This window comes from Mesocryomonas lacus, assembly GCF_055730105.2.
Map to the genome: position 1 here is coordinate 528960 of NZ_JBUZWF020000002.1, position 22296 is coordinate 551255.

16 protein-coding genes and 1 tRNA gene are annotated in these 22296 nt (G+C 64.1%); 5 read left to right on the top strand and 12 right to left on the bottom strand.

The genetic code is table 11. The annotated features are described in order from the left end of the window. Nucleotides 1–47 precede the first annotated feature (47 nt). The 9 genes from ACZLZQ_RS07550 to ACZLZQ_RS07590 form a co-directional block, all read right to left on the bottom strand. Complete coding sequence (locus ACZLZQ_RS07550) at nucleotides 48–3431, bottom strand: type III effector HrpK domain-containing protein (RefSeq protein WP_472948823.1); 3384 nt, start codon at nucleotides 3429–3431, stop codon at nucleotides 48–50. A gap of 165 nt (nucleotides 3432–3596) precedes the next feature. After that, nucleotides 3597–4328 carry an SH3 domain-containing protein gene (locus tag ACZLZQ_RS07555; protein WP_472948824.1) on the bottom strand — a complete coding sequence of 244 codons (732 nt, stop codon included), beginning with the start codon at nucleotides 4326–4328 and terminating at the stop codon, nucleotides 3597–3599. Nucleotides 4329–4368: 40 nt separating this feature from the next. After that, the gene (csgH, locus tag ACZLZQ_RS07560) at nucleotides 4369–4659 is read right to left on the bottom strand and encodes a curli-like amyloid fiber formation chaperone CsgH (RefSeq protein ID WP_472949215.1); all 291 of its coding nucleotides are present in this window, start codon (nucleotides 4657–4659) and stop codon (nucleotides 4369–4371) included. 84 nt (nucleotides 4660–4743) lie between these two features. Then, the gene (locus ACZLZQ_RS07565; protein ID WP_472948825.1) at nucleotides 4744–5430 is read right to left on the bottom strand and encodes a hypothetical protein; all 687 of its coding nucleotides are present in this window, start codon (nucleotides 5428–5430) and stop codon (nucleotides 4744–4746) included. Between the two features lie 52 nt (nucleotides 5431–5482). Then, nucleotides 5483–5983 (bottom strand): hypothetical protein, encoded by a 501-nt coding sequence (locus ACZLZQ_RS07570; RefSeq protein WP_472948826.1) that lies wholly within the window; start codon nucleotides 5981–5983, stop codon nucleotides 5483–5485. A 117-nt stretch (nucleotides 5984–6100) separates the two neighbouring features. Next, on the bottom strand, nucleotides 6101–7624 hold the full coding sequence (locus ACZLZQ_RS07575; protein ID WP_472948827.1) for a curlin repeat-containing protein: 1524 nt from the start codon (nucleotides 7622–7624) through the stop codon (nucleotides 6101–6103). A 196-nt stretch (nucleotides 7625–7820) separates the two neighbouring features. Then, nucleotides 7821–9017, bottom strand: coding sequence for a hypothetical protein (locus ACZLZQ_RS07580; RefSeq protein ID WP_472948828.1), 1197 nt, complete (start codon nucleotides 9015–9017; stop codon nucleotides 7821–7823). Nucleotides 9018–9576: 559 nt separating this feature from the next. Next, nucleotides 9577–10734 carry a CsgG/HfaB family protein gene (locus ACZLZQ_RS07585; RefSeq protein WP_472948829.1) on the bottom strand — a complete coding sequence of 386 codons (1158 nt, stop codon included), beginning with the start codon at nucleotides 10732–10734 and terminating at the stop codon, nucleotides 9577–9579. 42 nt (nucleotides 10735–10776) lie between these two features. Further along, complete coding sequence (locus tag ACZLZQ_RS07590; RefSeq protein WP_472948830.1) at nucleotides 10777–11250, bottom strand: curli assembly protein CsgF; 474 nt, start codon at nucleotides 11248–11250, stop codon at nucleotides 10777–10779. Between the two features lie 670 nt (nucleotides 11251–11920). Here ACZLZQ_RS07590 and ACZLZQ_RS07595 point away from each other — a divergent pair. The 4 genes from ACZLZQ_RS07595 (at nucleotide 11921) to ACZLZQ_RS07610 (ending at nucleotide 15633) form a co-directional block, all read left to right on the top strand. Next, nucleotides 11921–13168: a glycosyltransferase family 2 protein gene (locus tag ACZLZQ_RS07595; RefSeq protein WP_472948831.1), complete on the top strand. Its 1248-nt coding sequence runs from the start codon at nucleotides 11921–11923 to the stop codon at nucleotides 13166–13168. Then, on the top strand, nucleotides 13165–13878 hold the full coding sequence (locus ACZLZQ_RS07600) for a class I SAM-dependent methyltransferase (RefSeq protein ID WP_472948832.1): 714 nt from the start codon (nucleotides 13165–13167) through the stop codon (nucleotides 13876–13878). The genes ACZLZQ_RS07595 and ACZLZQ_RS07600 overlap by 4 nt, the downstream gene beginning before the upstream one ends. After that, the gene (locus ACZLZQ_RS07605) at nucleotides 13875–14315 is read left to right on the top strand and encodes a GtrA family protein (RefSeq protein WP_472948833.1); all 441 of its coding nucleotides are present in this window, start codon (nucleotides 13875–13877) and stop codon (nucleotides 14313–14315) included. Before ACZLZQ_RS07600 ends, ACZLZQ_RS07605 begins: the two co-directional genes overlap by 4 nt. A gap of 169 nt (nucleotides 14316–14484) precedes the next feature. Continuing rightward, nucleotides 14485–15633 carry a glycosyltransferase family 4 protein gene (locus ACZLZQ_RS07610; protein ID WP_472948834.1) on the top strand — a complete coding sequence of 383 codons (1149 nt, stop codon included), beginning with the start codon at nucleotides 14485–14487 and terminating at the stop codon, nucleotides 15631–15633. On the opposite strand, the gene ACZLZQ_RS07615 is transcribed toward ACZLZQ_RS07610, so the two are convergent. Both ACZLZQ_RS07615 and ACZLZQ_RS07620 read right to left on the bottom strand, forming a co-directional pair. After that, nucleotides 15566–17296: a hypothetical protein gene (locus ACZLZQ_RS07615; RefSeq protein WP_472948835.1), complete on the bottom strand. Its 1731-nt coding sequence runs from the start codon at nucleotides 17294–17296 to the stop codon at nucleotides 15566–15568. The genes ACZLZQ_RS07610 and ACZLZQ_RS07615 overlap by 68 nt on opposite strands. Before the next feature lie 214 nt (nucleotides 17297–17510). Further along, nucleotides 17511–17587: transfer RNA gene (locus ACZLZQ_RS07620), tRNA-Met, on the bottom strand. 318 nt (nucleotides 17588–17905) lie between these two features. Between ACZLZQ_RS07620 and ACZLZQ_RS07625 the strand changes: the two genes are divergently transcribed. Next, nucleotides 17906–18826, top strand: a complete 921-nt coding sequence (locus ACZLZQ_RS07625; RefSeq protein ID WP_472948836.1) for a D-alanyl-D-alanine carboxypeptidase family protein — start codon at nucleotides 17906–17908, stop codon at nucleotides 18824–18826. A gap of 241 nt (nucleotides 18827–19067) precedes the next feature. On the opposite strand, the gene ACZLZQ_RS07630 is transcribed toward ACZLZQ_RS07625, so the two are convergent. Then, a complete protein-coding gene (locus ACZLZQ_RS07630) occupies nucleotides 19068–22289 on the bottom strand; it encodes an efflux RND transporter permease subunit (RefSeq protein ID WP_472948837.1) in 3222 nt (1073 codons plus the stop codon). Between the last annotated feature and the right edge of the window lie 7 nt (nucleotides 22290–22296).

Below are 22296 nucleotides of genomic sequence, written 5' to 3' on the forward strand. Positions count from 1 at the left end.
CCCCGAATGACAGCTGGTCGGCGCTCAGCCTGCTGGCGAAGCCGACGTCAGCTGCTTTCCGGCCAGTCGCTCTCCGGGATGTCGAACTGGTCGCCCTTGGGAACGCCGTCGATCTCGTATTTCGTCATGGTCTCACCCAGCAGGTCGCCGAAATTGTCCTGCTGCGTCTGCTGCTTGCCCTCCGCGATCAGGCCCGGCAGGAGCATAGCGATGGCGCCGACGCCGGCAGCCGCCATGCCGAGGACGCCGGCGATCGGGGCCAGCGCCGCCCGGAGGCCCATCTGGCCGAGCAGGAAGGCGCCGCCCTCGCCGGCCGAAGCAAGGCTCGCGAGACCGCCGAGGGAACCCGCGGTAATGCTGATGCCGCCCGAGACCAGGTCGCCTTTGCGGATCGACTGCACGCCGTCGAAAATGCCGTAGGCGCCCGCGGCGGCCCCGGCGAGGCCGCCCAATCCCTTGGCCGCGTTTTCCCACTTTTCGAGGGTTTTGCCGAGCTCCTTGGCAAGGTTCGACTCCTGCTTGAGGTCACTGGCCTCCGGCTTGACGTCGTCGAGCAGCGTATCGAAGTGGCTGTAGAGCGAGTCGTCGACCTTCGAGACCACACCCTTCAGGTAATCCCGGTAGTTCTTGATGCCGCCCTCGGCCAGAAGCGTCACGGTTTGAACCGATCCCGTCGTGATGTCGACGATCTGTCTGTCGGTCAGGTTGCCGCCGCTGTTGGCGCCCTTGGAAATCGTGACGCCGGCCATGAAGAGACCGCTGACCCCGTGCAGCAGGCCCTTGTCGGATGCCGTCTTGGCGTCCGGGCTCAACCATTCGGGCTTCATTTCCGCCAGCGACTTTGTGCCTTGGCGCAGGACGTCCCAGCTGCCGCGGAAACCAGAAAGGATCTGGTCCGGCGTCGTCACCTTGCCGTCGGGGTTGACGAAGAATTCTGGGTTGGTCTTGGTGATCTCCTCGATGATCGCCTTGACCTTGGTCTCATCCAGATTATCGCTGCCGTCGGTGCCGAAAGCCTTCTTCAGATCTTCGAAACTGGCGTCCTTGAAGACGTTGTCCTGCGTAATCCGGGTGTAGTTGTCGTTCAGCTGGGTATCGAACTGGCCGGTGAATTCAGGATTGAGGGCCGCGTTGTAGACCGCGACTTCGGCACTGTAGGTGCCAGCGGCCTCGGCGAAAGGCTGATCCACCAGCAGTTCGTTCAGCCGGTCGCCGGAGGCGAGCTTGTCCTTGTAGAAGGTTTCGAACTCGGCATTGTGCTTCGATTTTCCGACAGCGCTCTGGATCTCCGGCAGATCCTTGATGCCGAGCGCCGTCTGGTGCATCTGCGCGCTGCCGAAGAATTCGGCGAGGGCCGCCTGCTGGTCGGTCTTGCCGTCCTTGGTCTTCGCGTCCCACATCGCGTCGAGCGCGCCGCCGGACTTGATGTTGTCGTAGTTCGACTGGACGGCGTCCTTCAGGCCCTTGTTGTCATCCAGCAGCTTCGTCAGTTCCTTGGTGCCGCTCTCGTTGAGGAAGGTGACGACCTCGGGATCGTTCTCGAGGATCTTGATGTGGTCGTTGACGTCGCTGAGCAGCTTGGCAGGGTCGGGATGGCCCTGGACGGCGTTGGCGATGCTGACCTTGCCGTAGTCGGTGCTCCACATGCCGGCGGCCGCCCCGTCGGTGATGAGGCTTTGCGTCGTCAGGAGTTCCTGCAGGACGGCGGCCTTCTCCTCGGTGGTGTAATTGGCCGGATTGGCGAACACGTCCGCGCCGAGCTTGCTGGTGTCGACGTCGGCGACGACATTCGCATTGCTGACGCCGGCGAGGAAGGTGATCGCAGCGTTCGCATCCTTCGGCGTGTGCGTGGCGAGAAAGGCGGTTGCGTCCTTCTTGCTGAACTTGCCGTCGGCACCGAATTTTAGCGGATCCTGTGCCGTTTCGAGCTTGGCGAAAGCCCCCGGCTGTGACCAGAAGTTCAGCGCCTCCTTCAACTCGTCACTGCTCTGTGGATTCTGCGCCAGGTAATCCTTCAGAGAATTTTCGGTCAGGAAGTCGCCGTCGCCGGTTTTGCTGCGGATCAGGTCGAAATTATCGTTGAGGACCGAACTGTACTCGGCAATCTGCTGGGAGGCGGCGTCGGCATCCGGATTGGCCTTGAGGAACGCCTTATAGCCGGCGCTGTCCTCCGGCTTGGTGACCCCTGAAAGCGCCTCGAAACCGCCCTTGCCGAAATCCTGCAGGCGACCAGCTTCGGTCCCGTTGCGGGCCTCGTCGCCCTTGGTGAAGCCGTCGATGCTGGAATTGGCGACATCGCCGCCGGCCTGGATCTCGCCCTTTTCATTGTAGGACACGACGCGGTCTATAACCTGCATCGCCCGATAGGCGGCGTCCGCGTCCTTCTCATAATCGCCGACGCGCTCCTTCAGCATGTCCTTCACGCCGCTCTGGTTGCCGAGGTGCGCGAGCGCGGGATTGTCGTCGATGATGTCCTGCGCCGAGCGCTCGTCGCCCTCAGGCAGTTCCCACTTGATCCCGGCCTTTTCGGCGGCCGCGCGGGCTTCCGCGTTGTCGCCGACGCTGTCCGGGTTGGACATCTCGCCCTTCAGGCTGGTGAAGCCATCCTTGCCGAAGTCCTGCAGGCGCCCGGCCTCGGTGCCGTTATAGGCCTCGCCACCCTTGCTGAAGCCGTTGATCTCGCCATTGCCGACATCGCTGCCGACGATCTCCCGGCCCTCGCCGTCGAAGCGCTCGATGTGCTGAAGCACCTGGTTCGCGCGGTAGGCGGCGTCCGCATCGCTTTCGAAATCGCCGACACGCTCCTTCAGCATGTCCTTGACGTCGCTCTGATCACCGAGGTTCTTCAGGAGATCGCTGCCGTCGATGATCTCCTCGGCCGAGCGCTCGTTACCGGCCGGGCGCTCCCATCGGATTCCGAGATCATCGGCCTGGCTGCGTGCCTCCGGATCCTCGCTGGCCGACGGGACGTCGCGCAACTCGCCCTTGAGGAACCCGAAGCCGTTCTCGCCGAAATCCTTCAGGCGGCCCGCTTCCGTCCCGTGATAGGCATCGCCGCCCTTGGAGAAGCCGTTGACCTTGCCATTGTCTATGTCGCCGCCCGCGATCCGATTGCCACTCTCGTCGAGCTTTTCGATGTGCTCGAGAACCTGCGCCGCGCGGTAGGCGGCATCGGCATTGGTCTCGATGTCGCCGCCGACCCGGTCCTCCAGATTGGACCGGACGTCCTCCTGGTTGCCGAGGTTCCGCAGGATCGGCGTATCGTCGATGATCTGCTGCGCCGACCGCGTGTCACCCGCCGGCCTCTCCCATTGAATGCCCGCATCCTTGGCCTGATCCTTCGCCTTCTCCCAAGCCTGGACAGCATCCGCATTGCCGGACGTCGGATTATACTCGCCGTAGACGCTGGTTGACGCGCTGACTTTGGACATGGTTGTTCCCCCCGATCGACATGGCGCTAGATGCTCTGGGGAGTAACTACGCGATACCGGAGAGGCTTTTGATGAATTTGCTATGACAAGTGAACTGAACCGCTGTCACCCATGCGCCAAGGCGGCGATCTGGCGTGATGGCAGGCCAAGCGCGCCTTTACCGTCTCAGCTGCAGCTACCGTGAAACGTCAGCACCTGCCACCGGTTGGCTCTGACCGATATCTGGGGGATCCAGGCCGAGAAATTGCCGATCTTCGCCTTGCACCACAGACCGTCTGAGCCGCTGCTGCATTGCTCGACCGCCACGCACGTGTTTGCCGGAATGGTTGCAAGGACGGGCGCATCTGGGCGGGCTTCCGATCGCGCATTCAGACGAACCAGCGTGGCAGCGCTGGCGAAGGAACCCGCCGGCTTGGTCGCGGGCGCGACCATGTCCGCGGGGAGGGCACAGGTGGCGGTATAGCCGTAATAGATGCAGCCGCCCTTCAAGGGCTTGTTCGGTTTGCTCCCGGCAGCAAGGTTTGCCGGCAGACGCTCGAACACCAGAGCAACCCCGGTCGTCAGGTCGCCGCTCATGCGATTCTGGTTGCCGCCGAGCCGCGCCGCGATCTTCATGTCCGGGCCCAGCAGCGCCAGCTGCTTATCGACGATGCTCCACTGCGAGATGGCGGCAAGCTCGGCCGCGCAATGCTGCGTCGACACGGCATAGGACTGTCCGACCTTGGCGGAACTCAGCTCGATCTGGCAGGCCCCCTTGTCGGCAAAGACGGGGTCTAGCGTCTGCCAGCGTCCGGCGAACGCCGTCACGAAATCACTCTCGCTCTGCGCGAAAGCCTCCTCGGCATGGAAGGCGAGGCCGAACAGCAAGGCGAGAAGAAGCAGCGGGAACCTGTTCAATGAAGCACTCCGGTGAGGGTCGCCCGAGCCGGGCGGACTGCTAGTCGCGGGAAGGGGAGCCCAGCTGGATCGTGCTTTTGGCCAGGTCGCGGCCGCCGGATGACACCGACAGTTCGACCTCCAGGTCGTCCCCAGGCTGGAAAGACAGGCCCATTGTCGCCACCGTCGCGGCTTGACCGTGGGAAAGGGTAAAGGTGCTGCCCTGCTGCGTGCTGGTCGTGCCGGACGGCCCTGACTTCTTGACCGTCATGCGGCCCTCGAAATCCCCCGCCGACAGCGCCACGATGCTGGCGATCAGCGACAGTCCGTTATCCGTGGGCCTGACCTCGATCGAGGGGACGGCCGAGGCCGCGTCCTCGCGGCGACCGTGGCGCTCATGGCGAGGAGCAGAGAAGCAGCGGTGAGAATCCGCATCTCATTTGACGCCCTGAAACTGCGTCTGCGTAATCTGCACGGTGGCGCCGTTCGATATCACCTGGGCCGGGGCGACAGCCGTCATGCCGCTGCCGATCTGGGTGGCCACGACATTGGTGCCGATGGCATTGACCTGCATCGTGTTACGGCTGCCGAGTTGCACCAGCACGCCGCTCCCCCCGTTCGACGCATTCACCGTCCCATTGTTGCGGTTGCCGACCTGAACCACGGTCCCCGCGCTATCGAGGCTGGCGTTGAGCGGCGTGACCGCGAGAACGTTGGTATTGAGATTGATGGCGGCGATATTGCCTGAACCCAGCTGGCTGACCATCGCGTTGCCGCCGCCGAGCGCTTTGATGTCGGCGCTGTTGCCGTTGCCGGCCGTCCCGACATTGCTCTGAAACAGGCCGATCTGGCCGCCTTTGCCGGTCACGTCGATCGTCGCCCGGTTGCCCTCGCCGCGCTGCAGTGCCGTCTGAGTGATTTCCAGGCTCCGGGAAGCCAAGGGACTGATCCCCGCGCTGTCGATGACGAGGCCCGAGACGATACTGCCGCTGGCCTTCGACTGGTCGACGTCCAGCGTGTTGCCGAGCACGCTGGTGCTCAGCGATTGCTGCTGGATGTAGAGGGTATTCTCGTCGGCCTGAGCCGAGAGCGGCACGGCGGCAACAAGCCCGAACAGAAGCATGGTCTTATATCGCATCGCTGTCTCGCTCGCTGCCTGTTACCGGGGGTCGTGGCTACCACGACGTTTGCGTTATACTGACCATGTTGCCATTCCCCACTTGGGAGAAGTTGGCGATATTGCCATTCCCGGTCTGCTGCACAGCCGACTGGTTGCCGTGGCCGACGATCGAGGCGGCCAGCTGGTTTGCCGAGCCCGTCTGCGACGCCGCGAAAAGGTTGTCCGAGCCGTCGACAGAAATATCCATGAGATTGCCCAGGCCCGACTGGGTCAGATGTCCGGGAAGGAGCCCGGTTGCGAGCGCCGCGCCCCCGAAGGATCGTCCGGCTGCCCCGCCATTGCGGTCGCCCGTCAGCCGCACCCGGACGCTGTTGAAGGCATCGGCGCCAAGCGGCGCCTCCTGCAGGATCGTCAGCACATTGTCGTTGCCGACCATCACCAAATCGGCTCCATTTCCCACAAGGCTGCCAGCGATGGTCAGTGGCTCCGCGGCCGTCGCCGAAGACGCGCATACCAAAACGGCCGAGACGATCGCCAGTCTTGAAAAAGAAAGCATCTGAGAACTCCCGATCAACAATCGAGAGAACTATACGACGCCTATCCTTCCAATCCGTTACATGGTCAGGCAATACTGTAAAGTCTAAATCATGTATTTCCGCTGTGGTAAACAACATTATTGTTCGACGACTAAAATGTTAGCGGATCCGCTCTGGGTGAAGCCGATGAGATTGTCATTCCCCAGTTGGCTGAGAGAAGCCTGATTGCTGGCGCCCGAGATGGAGCCGGTAACGGTGTTGCTCGACCCGGACTGGAAGGCCGCGAAGAGATTGCGGCTGCCTTCGACGGCGAGATCGACGACATTGCTGTCGCCGATCTGCTGAAGCTCGCCGGGCTGCAGGCTTCGTGCGTTCAGGGATTGCCCGGTAAACGCCGAACCGAGACTGTTGTTGTCGTCTCCGCGAACGGCCACCGTCAGCTGATTGCCATCGCCTTGCTGCACCGCATCGGCCCGGTTGCGTTCGCCGATCTGTCGAACGGACAGGGCGTTGCCGATGCCGACCTGCTGAAAGTCGAACCCGTTGCCGTCGCCTTGCTGCCGGGCGGCGGCCTGATTTTGCGCGCCGGTGACCGTGCCGGACAGGCCATTGCCACTGCCGTCCTGAACGAAGCCGAAGAGGTTCAGCATGGCATCCTGCCGACGTTCCGGCGGTTGGACGCCCTTTGCGGAAGAGACGGTGTAGGAGAGGACATTGCCGTCGCCGAACTGCTCGACCGTGGCCTGCATCACCTCGGCACTGGCGGAAATGCCGGTGAACGAGCCGACGAGGCCGAGGCCGTTGCCGCCATTGTCATTGCCCGACAGCGTCAGGCGCATCGTGTTGCCGGAGACCGCGATGCCCTGATTGTTCTGGCTGGCCCGCGCGATGAAATTGCGGGCGCCGCTCTCGGCAATCTCCATCCGGTTTCGCTCGCCCGCCTGATCGAGCCGCTCGATCACATTGCCGGCGCCGTCGGCCTGGTCGATCCGCATCTCGTTGGCGCTGCCGGTCTGGGACGTGCCGCCAATCGCGTTCTCACTGTCGGACTGGCGGCTGGCCAAGCTATTGCCGGTGCCCGACTGCAAGGCGCCACGCAGACTGTTGCCAAGGCTGCGCTCGCCGCCGGTCTGCAGGATGTCGACGACATTCGTGGCGCCGTCGGGCGCCTCCGTCTTCTGGACAACCTGACCGACGAGGTGCGCGCCGCCCACCTCGTCCTGTACGATCGAGGCAGCATTGGCGACGGTCGCCCGCGCCAGGGGGCCGAGGTCCGGCGCCACCTGCAGCACGCTGCCGATACGGTTGCCGCTGCCCGCGCGCCCCGTCGTCTGGTCGATGGAAATCTGGTTGCGGGTGCCGACCTGGTTGGTGCCGTGCACGATGGCGGGCTTGCTGCTGCTGCGCGGATCGCTGCCAACCTGGTTGAACAGCCCGATCTGGTCGATCTCGAGCGTGTTGTCGCGGCCGAGCTGGTTCAGCCGCAGCGCCGCGGCATCAGCGCCGGCAACGTTGCCATTGCCGGTCTGATTGATGCGCACGGTGTTGGTGTCGCCGGTCTGGCCGAGAAACACGAGGTTGTCGCCCGGGCTCTGCGCGAAGGCCGGCGCCGCAGAGCCGAGCAGAAGCAGGATTGCGGGAAGCCGGACGGGTACGAACACATGTCACCTCACGCGGCGGGAGTGGCGGGCCGATGCCCGGATCCGGTCGCTGCGGCGGGACCTACCCGCCGCAGCTTGCTTCGTTTCAAAGCCACCCATCAGCAGCTGTTTAACTTGCAACAGTCGTCGGTCTTGGAGTTAGATTACCCACTTGCCTCAACGTCTGAGCGATGGGCAGAGACTCCAGTCTGTCGACTCATTGACTGATGGAAACAACGTTTGAGTTTCCAATCTGGCTGAAGGTCGCGGCGTTTAAGTTGCCTGCCTGTACGACGGCAGACTCATTGAAGTCTCCGGATACGACGCCCGTTATCTTGTTGTCGTTCCCAGTCTGGTTTGCAGCCAGCACGTTGTCATTTCCCGTAACCGTGCCGGTAAGCTGGTTATTGAAACCCTGTTGAACGAAAAGACCAGCGGTCAAGTTGAGGGCGCCGGCAGCGTTCGAACCAAAACTGCGGTAGCCGCCGTTACGGTCGCCCGTCACGGTCAGATTGAAATCATCGCGCGCCGCGAACCCATTCAAGTTCTGTTGGACACCAATAATATTATCGCTGCCAGTTATGTTGACGGTCGAACGGTTGTCATCGCCGATCTGAGCAATGCCAACATTGTTGTTATTGCCATTATGACTGACCGTAGCTCGGTTACCAGTATTGCCGGTTACGCCCTGAGAAACGGCGATCTGGTTATTGTTGCCGTAAAGGGAGTTGCTAGTAATCGTATGATGTCTACCGACCTGTTTAAAGCCAAAGGAATTGTTGTCATTGCTACGGATAGCGTATGAGATCTTGTTGTCTACGCCGTCTTGCTTGGCTGTTCCCTGCGCAACGCCGACTGCGGCAGCGCGGCTTCCCGCTGTGAAAGACGATGTTCCGTTGGAATTACCGAGCTGTTCAATCTTGATGACGTTCTGGGAACCATTCTGACCGACACTGCCAACGGAATTCCCCTGACCCGCCTGTGTAATGCTGATCTGGTTGAAGGTATCAGCATTCTGGAAGGAGCCAGCGACATTGGAGTAAGTCCCGCCAGTCGTGCGGCGCTGAATTGACTCGCCTACGGTGTTGCTTCCGCCGGTCTGCTCGATTGTGAGATGATTTGCTGTGCCGTATTGCTCGACGCCATCGCCCTGCAGGCCAATCTTATTGAAGCCGCCTACCTGGGTGGTTGAAAGAACGTTCGACTTGCCGTTCTGAAGCATATTCTGGTCTGCATTGCCGGCCTCATTATTGCCGGCACCGCTCTGTTTGACGGTCGCCGAGTTGCCGCTTGATAGCTCGCCACCATCAACTGTGCCCTGATAGACAAAGGCCTTGTTGCCGCCCGCCATCGCGGCGCCGCTCATCAAGGTGAGCGCGGTGGCGGCGAGAAGCAGCTGCTTGAAATTGGTCATGTTAGTCCCCTCAATATGCATCGGCCCGGCCTCCCGGCTGCGGACGCGGTTGATCATTCGGTGCCAGGCGGGTGGCCGCGCGGCATCGTTCAGCTTGCCTTAGGCAGGCTGCGAAGATTTCGAACTGGATGCAGGGTGGGCTGGCGCCTGTCCCGCTGAAGCAACCCTTGCGGCAGGCCGCAAAGGGTCGTGTCATCCCGTCTGGCGGCGGTTGCCTCTCCCAGTCGGGTCAGTGCCTTTCGGAGTGAGATTCCTCCGACCAGTCTTTGGTGCGGCCTCTTGGCCTGCCGTTAACCGGTTGTTAATTGAATAGCCGGACAGCTGCCCCTACGTCAACAATAAACGGTATCCAGTGAGCTATTAAGGCGGCGTAGGGATAATTAGTATGGTTAATTTGGTTTAATCATTTGCGCTGTTTAGATTTTGCCAGCTAATATATATTTGGTCGTAGATCAAGGTTTGATAGGGATAGTTGGAAACGCAGAAAAGACGGCACAGGGCCGCCTTTTGTACTTTAAATAATAAGCACGATATCTTTACTGCTGCTTTTGTTGGACGGCTACCCAACGGGTTCCTCGTTTGGAGACGGCGCCGGTGGAAGCTCCGGGGGCGGTACCTGCTCGCGCAACTGGCGCTGAATGGGCGCGTTCGATGGAACGCCGGGCAATGTCTGTCCGGGCTTTGCGCGTGACGGACTGGCGGCCGGCGCGCTCGAGCGCCCCGTCCTCACCCCCGGCAAGGCGTCCCGGCTGGCGACGGCAACAGGCACCGCCGCCAAGGGCGTCGTCTCGGTGATGTCGGCAGCCCCCGTGGTTTTCGGCGCGGGGAGGGTTTCCGCCTGCGCGGTCAGCCGGCTGCCATACTTCTCGCTGCGATAGGCATCGACATAGGTCTGCCCCGCCTTCTGGTCCTGAAAATTCCAGATGCCGAGCTCGGAACCTTCGACGATCAGGCTTTCGACGGCCTTTTCGATGGCCGACTGGACGGCAATCTGCTTCGGCTCGTTGTAGGTGACGCCCGCTTCCGCCTCGAGGATCTCGTCGAGCTTCACATAGCGGAAGGCGTTGCCTTGCAGCGCGTAGGACGCCACTGCCTTGCGCGCCGAAACCGTCGTCAGGACTTCGCCGGTCTTGATCGACACCGCCCGCAGGGCGACGGTCACGACGTCCTGCAGGTATTTGGCATCGGCGCCGATGCCCAGAAAGCGCGCGCGGGCCCCGCCGGTCATGATGTTGGTGTCATAGCCGATAATGCCGCCCTCGATGATGATGCTGGCACTCAGGAGGGGCGGCAACACATTGGGGTCCAGCTGCGTCTCGTTGCGATAGAGACGGCGCATTTCCGTCAGGATCTGTCGCTCTTTCAGAAGGTTATCGAGTTGGCTGCGTTCGAGGACCGTAAACCAGCGACGCTCTCCGGCATCCTGCAGTGCCTTGATCAGCATCGGGGTGCCGCCTTGCGTGACCGCACGCGAGAGCGACTGGACATTGTCCCGCTCCTTGAACTGCCCGGTCAGGTCTTCATAGCCGTAGACGGCGACGACCGTCTTCAACTGCGGTGCTGGCATCTGGCGCAGGCTGCTGCTGGGGGCGCTCACCTTTTCGACCACGGGCATCTGGTCAAACGCCCCCTCCTGCGTCACGCAGCCGGAAAGCGAGACCAGCGTCAGCAGGCTGACGGCGTATTTGAATGAAAGGCAGGACATGGCTGCGGTCACGTCGGCTCCGGTAACAGGATGATGGGCGTAACGGCGGGGGTTTTAGCCAGACTTGCTGGACAGCAGCTGCGGCACGACGATCTCTGTCACCGTACCGTCGAGGTTATTGTTGATCGTCAGGCGAATGGAATCGAGCGTTCTTTCGAAGGCAACTGTCGTCGATCCAAAGGTGATGTTGCCGCTGTCCTGCGGGTTCTCGCCAAAGATCGCCTCGGTGACTTGGCCTGCCAGGGCCGACAACAGGCGGCCTTGCAATTGGCGCACGAAGAGATCTGCGTCCGAGTCTGCAACAGTGCCTGTCCCGCCACCCGACGCGCCATCGCCGCCCAGGCCGTCATCGGCATCTCTGGCCGTCGCATCGCGCTGCGCATTGGCAAGGCCGAGGAGATGGGATGAGTTGAGAGGATTGCCGCCAAAGGACGGATTGATCGGCGTATAGACCAGATCGCCCGCCAGAGCAGTGCTTATCGAACCTATTCCTGCAATGGCACAAATGACAGTGATCAATCTTGGCATGTATGCCCTCCATCAACACTTGTTGTTTGAACGGCCTTTTTCTTTAATTAGCAAGTGGACATTGCTGCGGTTTAGCTAGAATTGGCGGAAGCTACATTTATGCAACAATATAATAATTATCAGGATATTAAAATTGCGAAGGTGAATAACCTGCATTATCATTATGCGTGGACGCGGCGGGAACCTATTATTATGATCATTTGCTTCGAAAAAGCTTCGAAATTTATGGTTAAGATTAAGCGTCGACTTTCTACAAAAAGTACGCGCGATGCCGCCGCGGTCAAATTTTAGTTGGCCCTAGAAGCGTCCTGAGCACCAATAGAATTAAAAGACAGAAATAAATCCGAAAGTGTTGCTCACGGTCTTGTTTGGTCCTGCGGCGCCGGCCGTCGGATTTTGTGTCTGAACTTTGCCGGGCAGCGTTTGACGCCCCTATGTCGGATCCTCGGTTGCGCGACGTGAACCGACCGAAGGGAGCCGGTTTTGACCGCATGGGCGACACGGCCGCATGCGGGACACGGTGGGGTGTCGCTGGCCTTGTGACCGGAGCGCGATCTGACCGTCGCGTCAGTCCTGTCGGGCGCCTGTCGAACGGGATCGCCGGGGCGGGCGGCAAAGTCGTTAACCGGCTGCGTTTATGACTGTCTGGCGCCATTTTGCGAGGACGGGGATGTTCGTCGATACCAGCCGGGGACTGAGTGTTTCGCATCATCCGGCAAGGGTGATCGCCGTCTCGATCGTCATGCCCTGTCTCGACGAAGCGGTCAGCCTGCCGCACTGCATTGCCAATGCCCAGCAGGCCCTCGCGCTGATCGAAGCAGAGCACGGTCTGCGCGGCGAGATCGTGATCGCCGATAACGGCTCGGCCGATGGAAGCCGGGAACTGGCGATCCGGCTTGGAGCCCGTGTCGTCTCGGTCGACAGACGCGGCTACGGCGCGGCGCTGATCGGCGGCTGCAGCAGCGCCTACGGACGCTACCTGCTGATGGGCGATTGCGACGGCAGCTACGACTTCACCGACGGCGTCGCGATGATCGGTCGCCTGAGGGCCGGCGCGGATCTCTGCATGGGGTCGCGGTTCAAGGGCGGGATCCAGCGCGGTGCCATGCCGTGGAAGAACCGCTACATCGGCAATCCCGTGCTGACCGGCATTCTCAACCTGTTCTTCCGGGCCGGCGTCAGCGATGCGCATTGCGGGCTGCGGGCGATCACCCGGGAATGTTTCCTGTCGCTTGGCCTTTCCGGCAGCGGCATGGAGTTTGCGAGCGAAATGGTCATCAAGGCCAGTCTTCGGGGCTGCGCCATCACCGAGGTGCCCGCCCGCCTCTCGGTCGATCTTCGAGAGCGCAGGCCGCATCTGAGGCCTTGGCGCGACGGCTGGCGTCATCTGCGCTATCTCTTGATGCTGAGCCCGACCTGGGTCTTCGGCGTCCCCGCGGCGCTGGCCATGGGCATAGCGAGCTTCATCCTGCTGTTCGCGCTCGGCAATATCCTCGCACCGGCGCTGTTGCCGCCGACCTTCGGCACCAGCTGGTCAATCGTCGCGGGCTTTCTGTTCACCACCGGCCATCTCGCCGCCATCCTGGCGCTGGCAACCCATCTTCACGGCTACCGCCAGGGCTATCGCCCGCTGCGGCCGGTGCTGCGCCGCCATTCAGGCCGGCTGACGCTGGAGACGACGCTGGCGGTGGGCGCCTTGCTGGTGGCGCTGGGGGGCGCTGGCCTGCTGGCGATCGGCATCTACTGGGCAAAGACCAGCTTCGGCGCCCTCGACAACATCCTGCCGCTGGTGGTCGCGACCGTTCTGACGACGGTCGGGGTGCAGACGATGCTCGGCAGCTTTATGCTGGCCATCATGGCCGGGCATGACGCCAACTTCGCCACAGACTTTGCCATCGCCAGGATACCGTCGCCATGACCGTGCCTACGATAACCGATACCGAAGCGCTCCGCCGGCGGGCTCCGGCCATCTGGAACACCGACTGGCTGCTGCTGCGGGGCCTTGCCGCACAGCTCGACCGAATGCTGGGCCGGATCGGCTCCGGCAGCGTGCTCGACTTCGGCTGCGGCACCCAGCCCTATCGCGACCTCGCGGTCAGCCATGGCCTGCGCTACCGCGGCGCTGACTTCGGAACCGCCGCCGAGGTTGCGATTGCGCCGGACGGGACCCTGCCGTCCGATCTCGAACCCGTGGACATCGTGATGTCCATGCAGGTGCTCGAGCATGTCGGCGACCTCGACCTCTATTTCAGCGAGATCGCCCGCGTGCTCGATGATGACGGGGTGCTCTTGCTGTCGACGCACGGCACCTGGCTCTACCATCCCCATCCGCAGGATTTTCGCCGCTGGACCCGGCCAGGCCTGCAGCGCGACATCGAGACCCGCGGTTTCGTCGTCGAGGACATCGTCTCGATCGTCGGCCCCCTCGCGACGACCACGATGATCCGCCTGACCAGTTTTGCCTGGGTTCTCCGGCAGGTGCCGGTGGTCGGCCTGGCCATCGCGAATACGCTCGCGGTGGTCATGAACCTGCGGGCCTTGTTGGAGGATCGCATCACCCCCCGCCAGGTGAAAGACGACAATGGCTGCGTCTATCTCGTGCGATGCCGCAAGGCACGAGCCAGATGACGCTCTTGCCAAGCCTTCTGCGTTTCGGTGGTGTGTCGGCCGTTTGCCTGCTTCTGCACAATCTGATCATGATCGCGGTGGATGCCGTCGGCCTGGACTACGTCGTGGCAACGCTCTTGAGCTATGCCGTCGTCGTGGTGGTGGGATACCAGCTGCATTCTGCCTACAGCTTCCGGACCACCCGTAACCGCTCTGGCTTTGCCCGCTATTCGCTGGCCATGGCGGGCAATCTTCCCGCACAGTGGATATTGCTGTGGTTGCTGATCGGGCGCTTTGGACTGTCAATGCCGATCGCCGCACCGCTGTCGACATTGGCCCTGACGGCGTACAATTTCCTGGTCAGCCGCCGGGCCTTGCTGAGAAAGCATCGCCATACGGCGATAGGGCAGAAGAGCGAAGGACCGCCCGACATGCCGGTCCGCGCGAGCCGGCTCTGACGATGGACTCGTTGCCGAAAGTCCCTGCGTCCGATTGGGACCGCCTGGCATCGGCGAGCGGCTTTCGCATCTCCGCCGAGACCTGTGGCCGCTATCGGCACGGGCTCTACAGCGCGTTGTGTCCCAACCGGCTGGAAACGACGATGCGGTGGGAGCCCGCCTGATCTCGATGAGAATCCTGACGGTAACGCATTTCTTCGAGCCGCATGGCGGCGGAATCGAGCGGGTTGCCGGCCATCTCTGCCACGCCTTTGAGGCCGGGGGGCATCACGCATCCTGGGCCGCCAGCGGCTCGCCAGCGTCGGGCGTTGCCGCCATCCAGCTGCCGTCGTGGAACGGCATCGAGCGCGCCACCGGTCTGCCGATGCCGGTTCCGGGGCCCCGGGCGCTGACGCGACTTTGGTGCGCGGTCGGCGGTTGCGATGGCGTCGTTATCCATGACGCGCTTTACCTCACCTCCGTCGCGGCCATGCTCGCCTGTTGGCTGCGGCGAAGGCCCGTCCTGCTGGTGCAGCACGTCGGAGACCTGCCTTTCCGCAACCGTCTTCTGCGGGGTCTGGCCGCGCTCGGCAACCGCGTTGTCGGCCGGGCCATGCTAGCGGCCGCGGACCGCGTGGTGTTCATCAGCGCGACCACCGCCGCCCATTTTGCCGATGTGCGGCTGCGTGTCCCCGCCCGGCTGCTGTTTAATGGCGTCGACACGACGGTCTTTCGTGCTCCGTCCGAAAGCCGGGACGCCTTGCGCCGGCGCCTCGACCTCCCGGCCGGGCAGAAGATGATCCTGTTCGTCGGCCGCTTCGTCGAGAAGAAGGGGCTGGCGACGATCGAGGCGCTCGCGAGAGCCCGACCGGACCTTTCCATCGTTCTCGCCGGCAAGGGGCCGATCGATCCGGCCGCCTGGCAACTCGGCAATGTCCTTGTGGTGCGGGGCACGAGTGGCCGTGCGCTGGCCGAACTCTACCAGGCGGCCGATCAATTGTTGCTGCCGAGCGTCGGTGAAGGCTTTCCGCTGGTGATCCAGGAGGCGATGGCCTGCGGGCTGCCGGTCATCTGCGGTCTCGACAGCAGCCGGGCCGATCCCGGCGCACAAGGCTTCCTCACCGGGCTGCCGATCGATCCCGACCGTCCCGAGATCAATGCGCAAGCGGTGATGCGGGCCCTCGATGCGCCCCCAATGGCCGCTGCCGATCGCCGCCGGATGGCGGACTATGCCGAAGACACCTACCGCTGGTCGGCGATGGCGGAGGCGATCAGCGCGATGCTGGCGGAGCAGCTGCCGGCTGCGCGCCCTGGCGACAGGTCTGCTCGAGCGCCCTGAAATGGCTGTCGTCGCCTGGAGACATGGCGATCCGCTGATTGATCCCTGTCAGCTCGGCCCGGCCGACGAAGGCGACGTCCTGGCCTGAGCACAGCCCGGCGATCTGTTCTGTCGTCAGACTGCCTGCGAGGAGCCGGATTGGGCGGTTGGAGAGGTCCGGCCGGTTGATCACCAGATCGGATGCGAAGGCCGCGGCTCCCTCGTCGATCACCGCGATCGGTGCCGGCAGGCGGGCGATCGCCGCGGCGGCATCGGCATAAGGCGTGGTGAACAGGGATGCCATGACGAGGTGGAGTGGCAGCAACAACAGGAAGGTCGCCGCGTTGGCAAGAGCCCACAGCCTTCGCCCCGGCCAGACACCGCGCAAGGCGCGCCAGCCATGGCCGCCGATCAGGCACGCGCTGCCGATCAGGCCGTGCAGGTAGCGGTAGCCCCAGCCATGGCCCTGATAAGCCAGGAGCACGCCGACGACGACGATGGTGGCGAGGATGCCGGCCGCGAGCGGCCGCACCAGCGGCGCGCGCCAGGAAAGACAGAGGCCGGCCGTGAGCAAGGGCAGCAGCAGCAGGTGCTGCCAGGTGACGAAGCGCAGGAGGTTCATCGCCATTACGGGGAGGCCGACAAGACCTGTTTGCTGGAGCATCCCGGCGACGCGATCGATGTAGCCGAAGCGATCGCCGGTGGCCGAGAGGGTTTCCATCGCGCCGCCGGCCGTCTGCGCGACGAGCTGCGGCCAGCTCAGCCAGAACAGGCCGATGGCGAGGTAGGCGCCGGCATAGAGGATCGTCAGCGCCCAGCGTTTGCCGATCAGCAGGCCGACGAGAAACGGCAGCGCGAAGAGCGGGTGGAACAGCGGCTGGTGCAGGCCCGTGGCGAGGAAGCCGATCGCGATCGCGCCCGCATGCCACCAGCCGCCGCCGAGAAACAAAGCGAGCCAGACGAGGTTGAGGGCCAGATGCCCGGCCATCGCATAGGATGTCATGCCGAGAAGGATGACCTGCGAGGATCCGGCATAGAGGAGAAGGGCGACGGCCCGCGCGCCGGCATCGTCCGGCCAGAGCCGAACCGTGATGCGCCACAGCGCCAGGGCACCGATCGCGGTGAAGGCGGGGCTGGCGAGGTTGGGGTCGCCGATCCAGCCTGCCAGCACACGGGCGGCGGCATTGACGGGAAGATAGGCCGAAACCCAGGCCTGACGCTCGGCGATCGGCAGAATGAAGGACTGGTTCAGCGCCTCGGCCATCGGCTGCCAGGCCTGCGCAACCGGGAAGGCCAACCGGCCGCCGGCGAAGACGAGCGTATCGAAGCTCGCCATCTGTTCGTCGCGCGTCAGGTCGTAGCCGGAAAGCACCGAGCTATGGCCGCCCCAGCAGAGAAGGCCAAGGCTAACCGCCAGCATCCACGGGTGACGCGACACGGCTGTCGTCCAGGCGATCTCGCCTGCCGACCTGTCGGCATGCAGGCTGAAACGCAGGATTATCCCGAGGATCAGCAGGACAGCGAGATCCTGCCGCAGGAACAGCCAGAGGGTGAACTGCTCTTTCCCGACGATCAGCCCGCCGAGCCCCCCTGCAATAATGATCGCCCAGAGCCCGCAAAGCGCCAGCGGTAGTGCGAGACGGGCGCGCGCCAGGAAAGTAACGGCAGCTGCGTCATTCCCCATCCGCCAGGTCCCTTGCTGCAAGTCTGAGCTGTTCTCCGCCCATCGACCACGCGCGCGGCCCGATCACAAGGGCGGCCGGGAATGACTGCCGGCGCGTCAAGTCTCGCAGCGCCCGACATGCCGTCACAGCCCACAGTCGTGCGCGAACCGACGACGAAGCTGGTCAGCTGCCAGCTATGGCGTCGCACCGAATGTTGTCTCTGAAAATATTGTTTGGTAGCGGGAGAGGGACTTGAACCCCCGACACGCGGATTATGATTCCGCTGCTCTAACCAACTGAGCTACCCCGCCCCGGCGCTGACTGCGTCAGACCGGGCGGGATATAGAGTTCGGGCGGCGCGGCTGTCAAGAAGAAGCTGGCGTTTGTCGATCGCGACCATTCGAAGGGTGGGGATGGCGCCGGGGCGGGGACGGCGCGGCCGGCATTCTGCGGGCGCGGGGTGTGGCCTTGTGTCATCAGCGGCGCGACATTCGCGGTGGTGTCGGGAACTCTGCGGCGAAGGGCGCTTGCGGCGCGGCGCGAACTGGCGTGATGGTGCGCCGACCGATCGACCTTGGCCGAAAATGGCCCGCTTGCGCGCCGGCCGATCCCGCCGCGGGAGTTGCAGCTTGACCGTTCTGACACCGGGGCAGACGCCCCTTAACCGCCGGCGTGCAGCCGTGCGGCTCGCGCTCGCGGCGCTGATCGCCTGTTCGGCCGCGCTGCCGGCTGGTGCCACGCCGCGCATCCTCGTCGATGCCGAGACCGGCGCGGTGCTCTATGCCGAGGATGCCGCCGCCTCCTGGCACCCGGCCTCGCTGACCAAGATGATGACCGCCCATCTCGCGCTCACCGCGATCCAAGCCGGCCGCGCCAGCCTCGACACGCCGGTGGTGATGTCGGCGCTGGCGGCGTCGCAGCCGCCCTCGAAGCTCGGCCTCAAGGTCGGCGAGCAGCTGCGGCTGGAGGATGCGCTGCGGATCATGCTGCTGCGGTCGACCAATGATCTGGCGGTGGCCATCGCTGAGACGCTCGGCGGAGGGTCCGAGGCGCGATTCGTCCAGGCGATGAACGCCGAGGCGGTGCGGCTCAAGATGAACGCCACCTATTTCGTCAACGCCAACGGCCTGCACGACGAGCGACAGGTGACCACGGCCCGCGACATGGCGGTGCTGGCGATCAGCATCCAGCGCGCCCATCCAAGCTCTCTCGACATGTTCAACGCGCCCGCCGTCACCGTCGACGGCAAGCGGCTGAAGAACACCAACCCGCTGATCGGCAAATATCCCGGCATCGACGGGATGAAGACCGGCTATGTCTGCGCCTCCGGCTTCAACCTCGTCGCCACCGCCGCGCGCGGTGGCCGGCATCTGGTGGCGGTCGTCTTCGGCGCGCCGAGCGGCAAGGCGCGCGGCGACCAGGCGGCGGCGCTGCTCGACAATGGCTTTGCCGGGCTGAGGCCGACGGCGCAGCTCGGCGATTTCTTCCGCCCGTTCCCGGTGCGGGCGCTGGACCTGCGAAAATTCGCCTGCGGCAAGGCGATGGACTAGGCGCGAGCCGACCGGGCGCTCCGGCGGCGCCCCGTCTTCTGAAGCCCGGCAGCTCCAAAGCCCTGTAGTGCTGAACCCTTGAACCCCTGACGCGGGGGGGCGTGTCCGCGCGACTTGGCCCTCTACAGGGATCTCGCTGACGTCCTGAAACGGCGAAGGCGCGTGCCTTGCGGCACGCGCCTTCTGTCCGCACCGGCCTTGGGGGGGATCGGCCGGCGCGAAGGGGGAGGGCCCGGAGCCGCTAGTGGGATGCAGCCGGACCGCTGTCGGCGTGCGCGAGCGCCATCGGCACCGCGGCATGCGCCGGCGGGGCGTCGCCGCTCTTCTTCAGCGGCTTGTTGCCGCCGAGCGCGCGCACCAGCACGTAGAACACCGGCGTCAGGAAAAGGCCGAAAGCGGTGACGCCGATCATGCCCGAGAACACCGCAACGCCCATCGCGTGCCGCATCTCGGCGCCCGCGCCAGTCGAGGAGACCAGCGGCAGCACGCCCATGATGAAGGCGAAGGAGGTCATCAGGATCGGCCTCAGCCGCAGCCGCGACGCCTCCACCGCCGCCTTCATCGGCGTCATCCCTTCAAACTCCAGCTCGCGGGCGAACTCGACGATCAGGATGGCGTTCTTCGCCGACAGCCCGACCAGCACGATCAGGCCGATCTGGGTGAAGACGTTGTTGTCGCCCCCCGTCAGCCAGACGCCGAACAAAGCGGCGAGGAGGCCCATCGGCACGATCAGCACGATCGAGATCGGCAGCGCCAGGCTCTCGTACTGCGCGGCGAGGACGAGGAAGACGAGGAGGATCGACAGCGGGAAGATCAGCACCGCGGAATTGCCGGCGATGATCTGCTGGTAGGTCAGCTCGGTCCATTCGAAGCTGATGCCGGCCGGCAAGGTTTCCGCCGCAATCCTTGCCACGGCGTCCTGCGCCTGGCCGGAGGAGAAGCCGGGCGCGGTGTTGCCGTTGACGTCGGCCGAGAGGAAGCCGTTGTAGCGCATCGCCCGCTCGGGCCCCGCGGTCTCTGTCACCTTCAGGAGCGCCGAGAGCGGGATCATCTCGCCGGTGGTCGCGCGAACCTTCAGCTTGCCGATGTCGTCGGCATGCGCCCGGAAGGCCGAATCGGCCTGCACGCGCACCGAGTAGGTCCGGCCGAACTTGTTGAAGTCGTTGACGTAGAGCGAGCCGAGATAGATCTGCAGCGTGTTGAAGATCTCCGGCAGCGGCACCTGGAGCTGCCGCGCCTTGGTGCGGTCGACGTCGGCGTAGAGCTGCGGCACGTTCACCTGGTAGGAGGAGAACAGGCCGACGAGCTCCGGCGCCGTCTGCGCCTTGGCGAGAAAGCCCTTCACCGCGGTGTCCAGCGCATCATAGCCGAGGCCGCCGCGGTCCTCGATCTGCAGCTTGAAGCCGCCGATCGCGCCAAGACCCGACACCGGCGGCGGCGGGAAGATGGCGCTGAAGCTCTCTTTGATGGCGCCGAGGTTCTGGTTCATCGTCATCGCGATGGCGCCGGCCGAGAGCTCGGGGGTCGTCCTCTCCTCGAACGGGGCGAGGCCGATGAAGACGATGCCGGAATTCGACGAGTTGGTGAAGCCGTTGATCGACAGGCCGGGGAAGGCGATGGCGTTGGCGACGCCCGGCACCTTCAGGGCAATGTCGCTCATCCGGCGGATCACCTCTTCCGTCCGGTCGAGCGAGGCGCCGTCCGGCAGCTGGGTGAAGCCGACGAGATACTGCTTGTCCTGCGGCGGCACGAAGCCGCCGGGCACGGTGCGGAACATCAGGACGGTCGCGCCGACGAGGACGAGATAGACGCCCATCATCAGCGTCTTCCGGGAGATCACGCCGCCGACGCCGCGGCCATAGGCGTTGGAGCCGCGCGCAAACAACCTGTTGAAGCCGCGGAACAGCCAGCCGAGCAGGAAGTCCATGCCCCGCGTCAGCCGGTCCTTCGGCGCGTCGTGGCTGCGCAGGAGGAGGGCGGCGAGCGCCGGCGAGAGGGTCAGCGAGTTGAAGGCGGAGATCACCGTCGAGATCGCGATGGTCAGCGCGAACTGCTTGTAGAACTGGCCGGTGAGGCCGGTGATGAAGGCGAGCGGCACGAACACCGCGACCAGCACCAGCGCTATCGCGACGATCGGCCCTGAGACCTCGCGCATCGCCTGGTAGGTGGCGTCGCGCGGGTTCAGCCCCTTCTCGATGTTGCGCTCGACGTTCTCGACCACGACGATGGCGTCGTCGACGACGATGCCGATCGCCAGCACCAGGCCGAACAGGCTCAAAGCGTTGATCGAGAAGCCGAAGAGATGCATCACCGCGAACGTGCCGACGATCGACACCGGCACGGCGATCAGCGGGATGATCGAGGCCCGCCAGGTCTGCAGGAATAGGATGACGACGAGGACGACGAGGATCACCGCCTCGATCAGCGTGTGCACCACGGCCTCGATCGAGGCGCGCACGAACTGGGTGGTGTCGTAGACGATCTCGTAGTCGACATCCTCCGGCATGCCGGCCTTGATCTCCTTCATCGTCGTGCGAATCTTGTCGGCGATGTCGATGGCGTTGGAGCCGGGCGCCTGGAACACCGGCACGGCGACGGCCTGCTTGTTGTTGAGGAGCGAGCGCAGCGCGTAGCTGGACGCGCCGAGTTCGATCCGCGCGACGTCCCGAAGATGGGTGATCGCCCCCGATGGGCTGGTCTTGACGATGATGTCGCCGAACTCCTCCTCGGTGGCGAGGCGGCCTTGCGCGTTCACCGAGAGCTGCAGGTCGACGTCCGGCTCGCCCGGCGAAGCGCCAACGGTGCCCGCGGCGGCCTGGACATTCTGGGCGCGGATTTCCGTCACGACGTCGCTGGCCGAGAGGCCGAGCTCGGCCGTCTTCTGCGGGTCGAGCCAGATCCGCATCGAATAGTCGCCGGAGCCGAACATCTGCACGTCGCCGACGCCGTCGATCCGGGCGAGCCGGTCCTTGACGTTGAGGAGAGCGTAGTTCCGGAGATAGGTGACGTCGTAGCGGCCCTTGGGCGAGGTCAGGTGGACGAGCAGCATCAGGTCGGGCGAGCTCTTGATCGTCGTCACGCCGAGCTGGCGCACCTCCTCGGGCAGCCGCGGCTCGGCCTGGCTGACGCGGTTCTGCACCAGCTGCTGCGCCTGGTCAGGATCGGTGCCGATGCGGAAGGTGACGGTCAGCGTCATCAGCCCGTCGGTGGTCGCCTGGCTGCCCATGTAGAGCATGCCCTCGACGCCGTTGATGGCCTCCTCGATCGGCGTCGCCACGGTCTCGGCGATCACTTTGGGGTTGGCGCCGGGATAGTTGGCGCGCACCACCACCGAGGGCGGCACGACCTCCGGATATTCCGAGATCGGCAGCGCCGTCAAAGACAGCAAGCCGCCGATGAAGATCATGAACGACAGGACGCCCGCGAAGACCGGCCGGTCGATGAAGAAGTTGGAGATGTTCATGGCGCGC

What these genes read in the sequence shown, in the direction of transcription:
- ACZLZQ_RS07550 (WP_472948823.1), bottom strand. Translation starts at nt 3,431, where the DNA reads ATGTCCAAAGTCAGCGCGTCAACCAGCGTCTACGGCGAGTATAATCCG.
- ACZLZQ_RS07630 (WP_472948837.1), bottom strand. Translation starts at nt 22,289, where the DNA reads ATGAACATCTCCAACTTCTTCATCGACCGGCCGGTCTTCGCGGGCGTC.
- ACZLZQ_RS07590 (WP_472948830.1), bottom strand. Translation starts at nt 11,250, where the DNA reads ATGCCAAGATTGATCACTGTCATTTGTGCCATTGCAGGAATAGGTTCG.
- ACZLZQ_RS07565 (WP_472948825.1), bottom strand. Translation starts at nt 5,430, where the DNA reads ATGCTTCTGTTCGGGCTTGTTGCCGCCGTGCCGCTCTCGGCTCAGGCC.
- ACZLZQ_RS07600 (WP_472948832.1), top strand. Translation starts at nt 13,165, where the DNA reads ATGACCGTGCCTACGATAACCGATACCGAAGCGCTCCGCCGGCGGGCT.
- ACZLZQ_RS07610 (WP_472948834.1), top strand. Translation starts at nt 14,485, where the DNA reads ATGAGAATCCTGACGGTAACGCATTTCTTCGAGCCGCATGGCGGCGGA.
- ACZLZQ_RS07595 (WP_472948831.1), top strand. Translation starts at nt 11,921, where the DNA reads ATGTTCGTCGATACCAGCCGGGGACTGAGTGTTTCGCATCATCCGGCA.
- ACZLZQ_RS07570 (WP_472948826.1), bottom strand. Translation starts at nt 5,983, where the DNA reads ATGCTTTCTTTTTCAAGACTGGCGATCGTCTCGGCCGTTTTGGTATGC.
- ACZLZQ_RS07615 (WP_472948835.1), bottom strand. Translation starts at nt 17,296, where the DNA reads ATGGGGAATGACGCAGCTGCCGTTACTTTCCTGGCGCGCGCCCGTCTC.
- ACZLZQ_RS07605 (WP_472948833.1), top strand. Translation starts at nt 13,875, where the DNA reads ATGACGCTCTTGCCAAGCCTTCTGCGTTTCGGTGGTGTGTCGGCCGTT.
- ACZLZQ_RS07580 (WP_472948828.1), bottom strand. Translation starts at nt 9,017, where the DNA reads ATGACCAATTTCAAGCAGCTGCTTCTCGCCGCCACCGCGCTCACCTTG.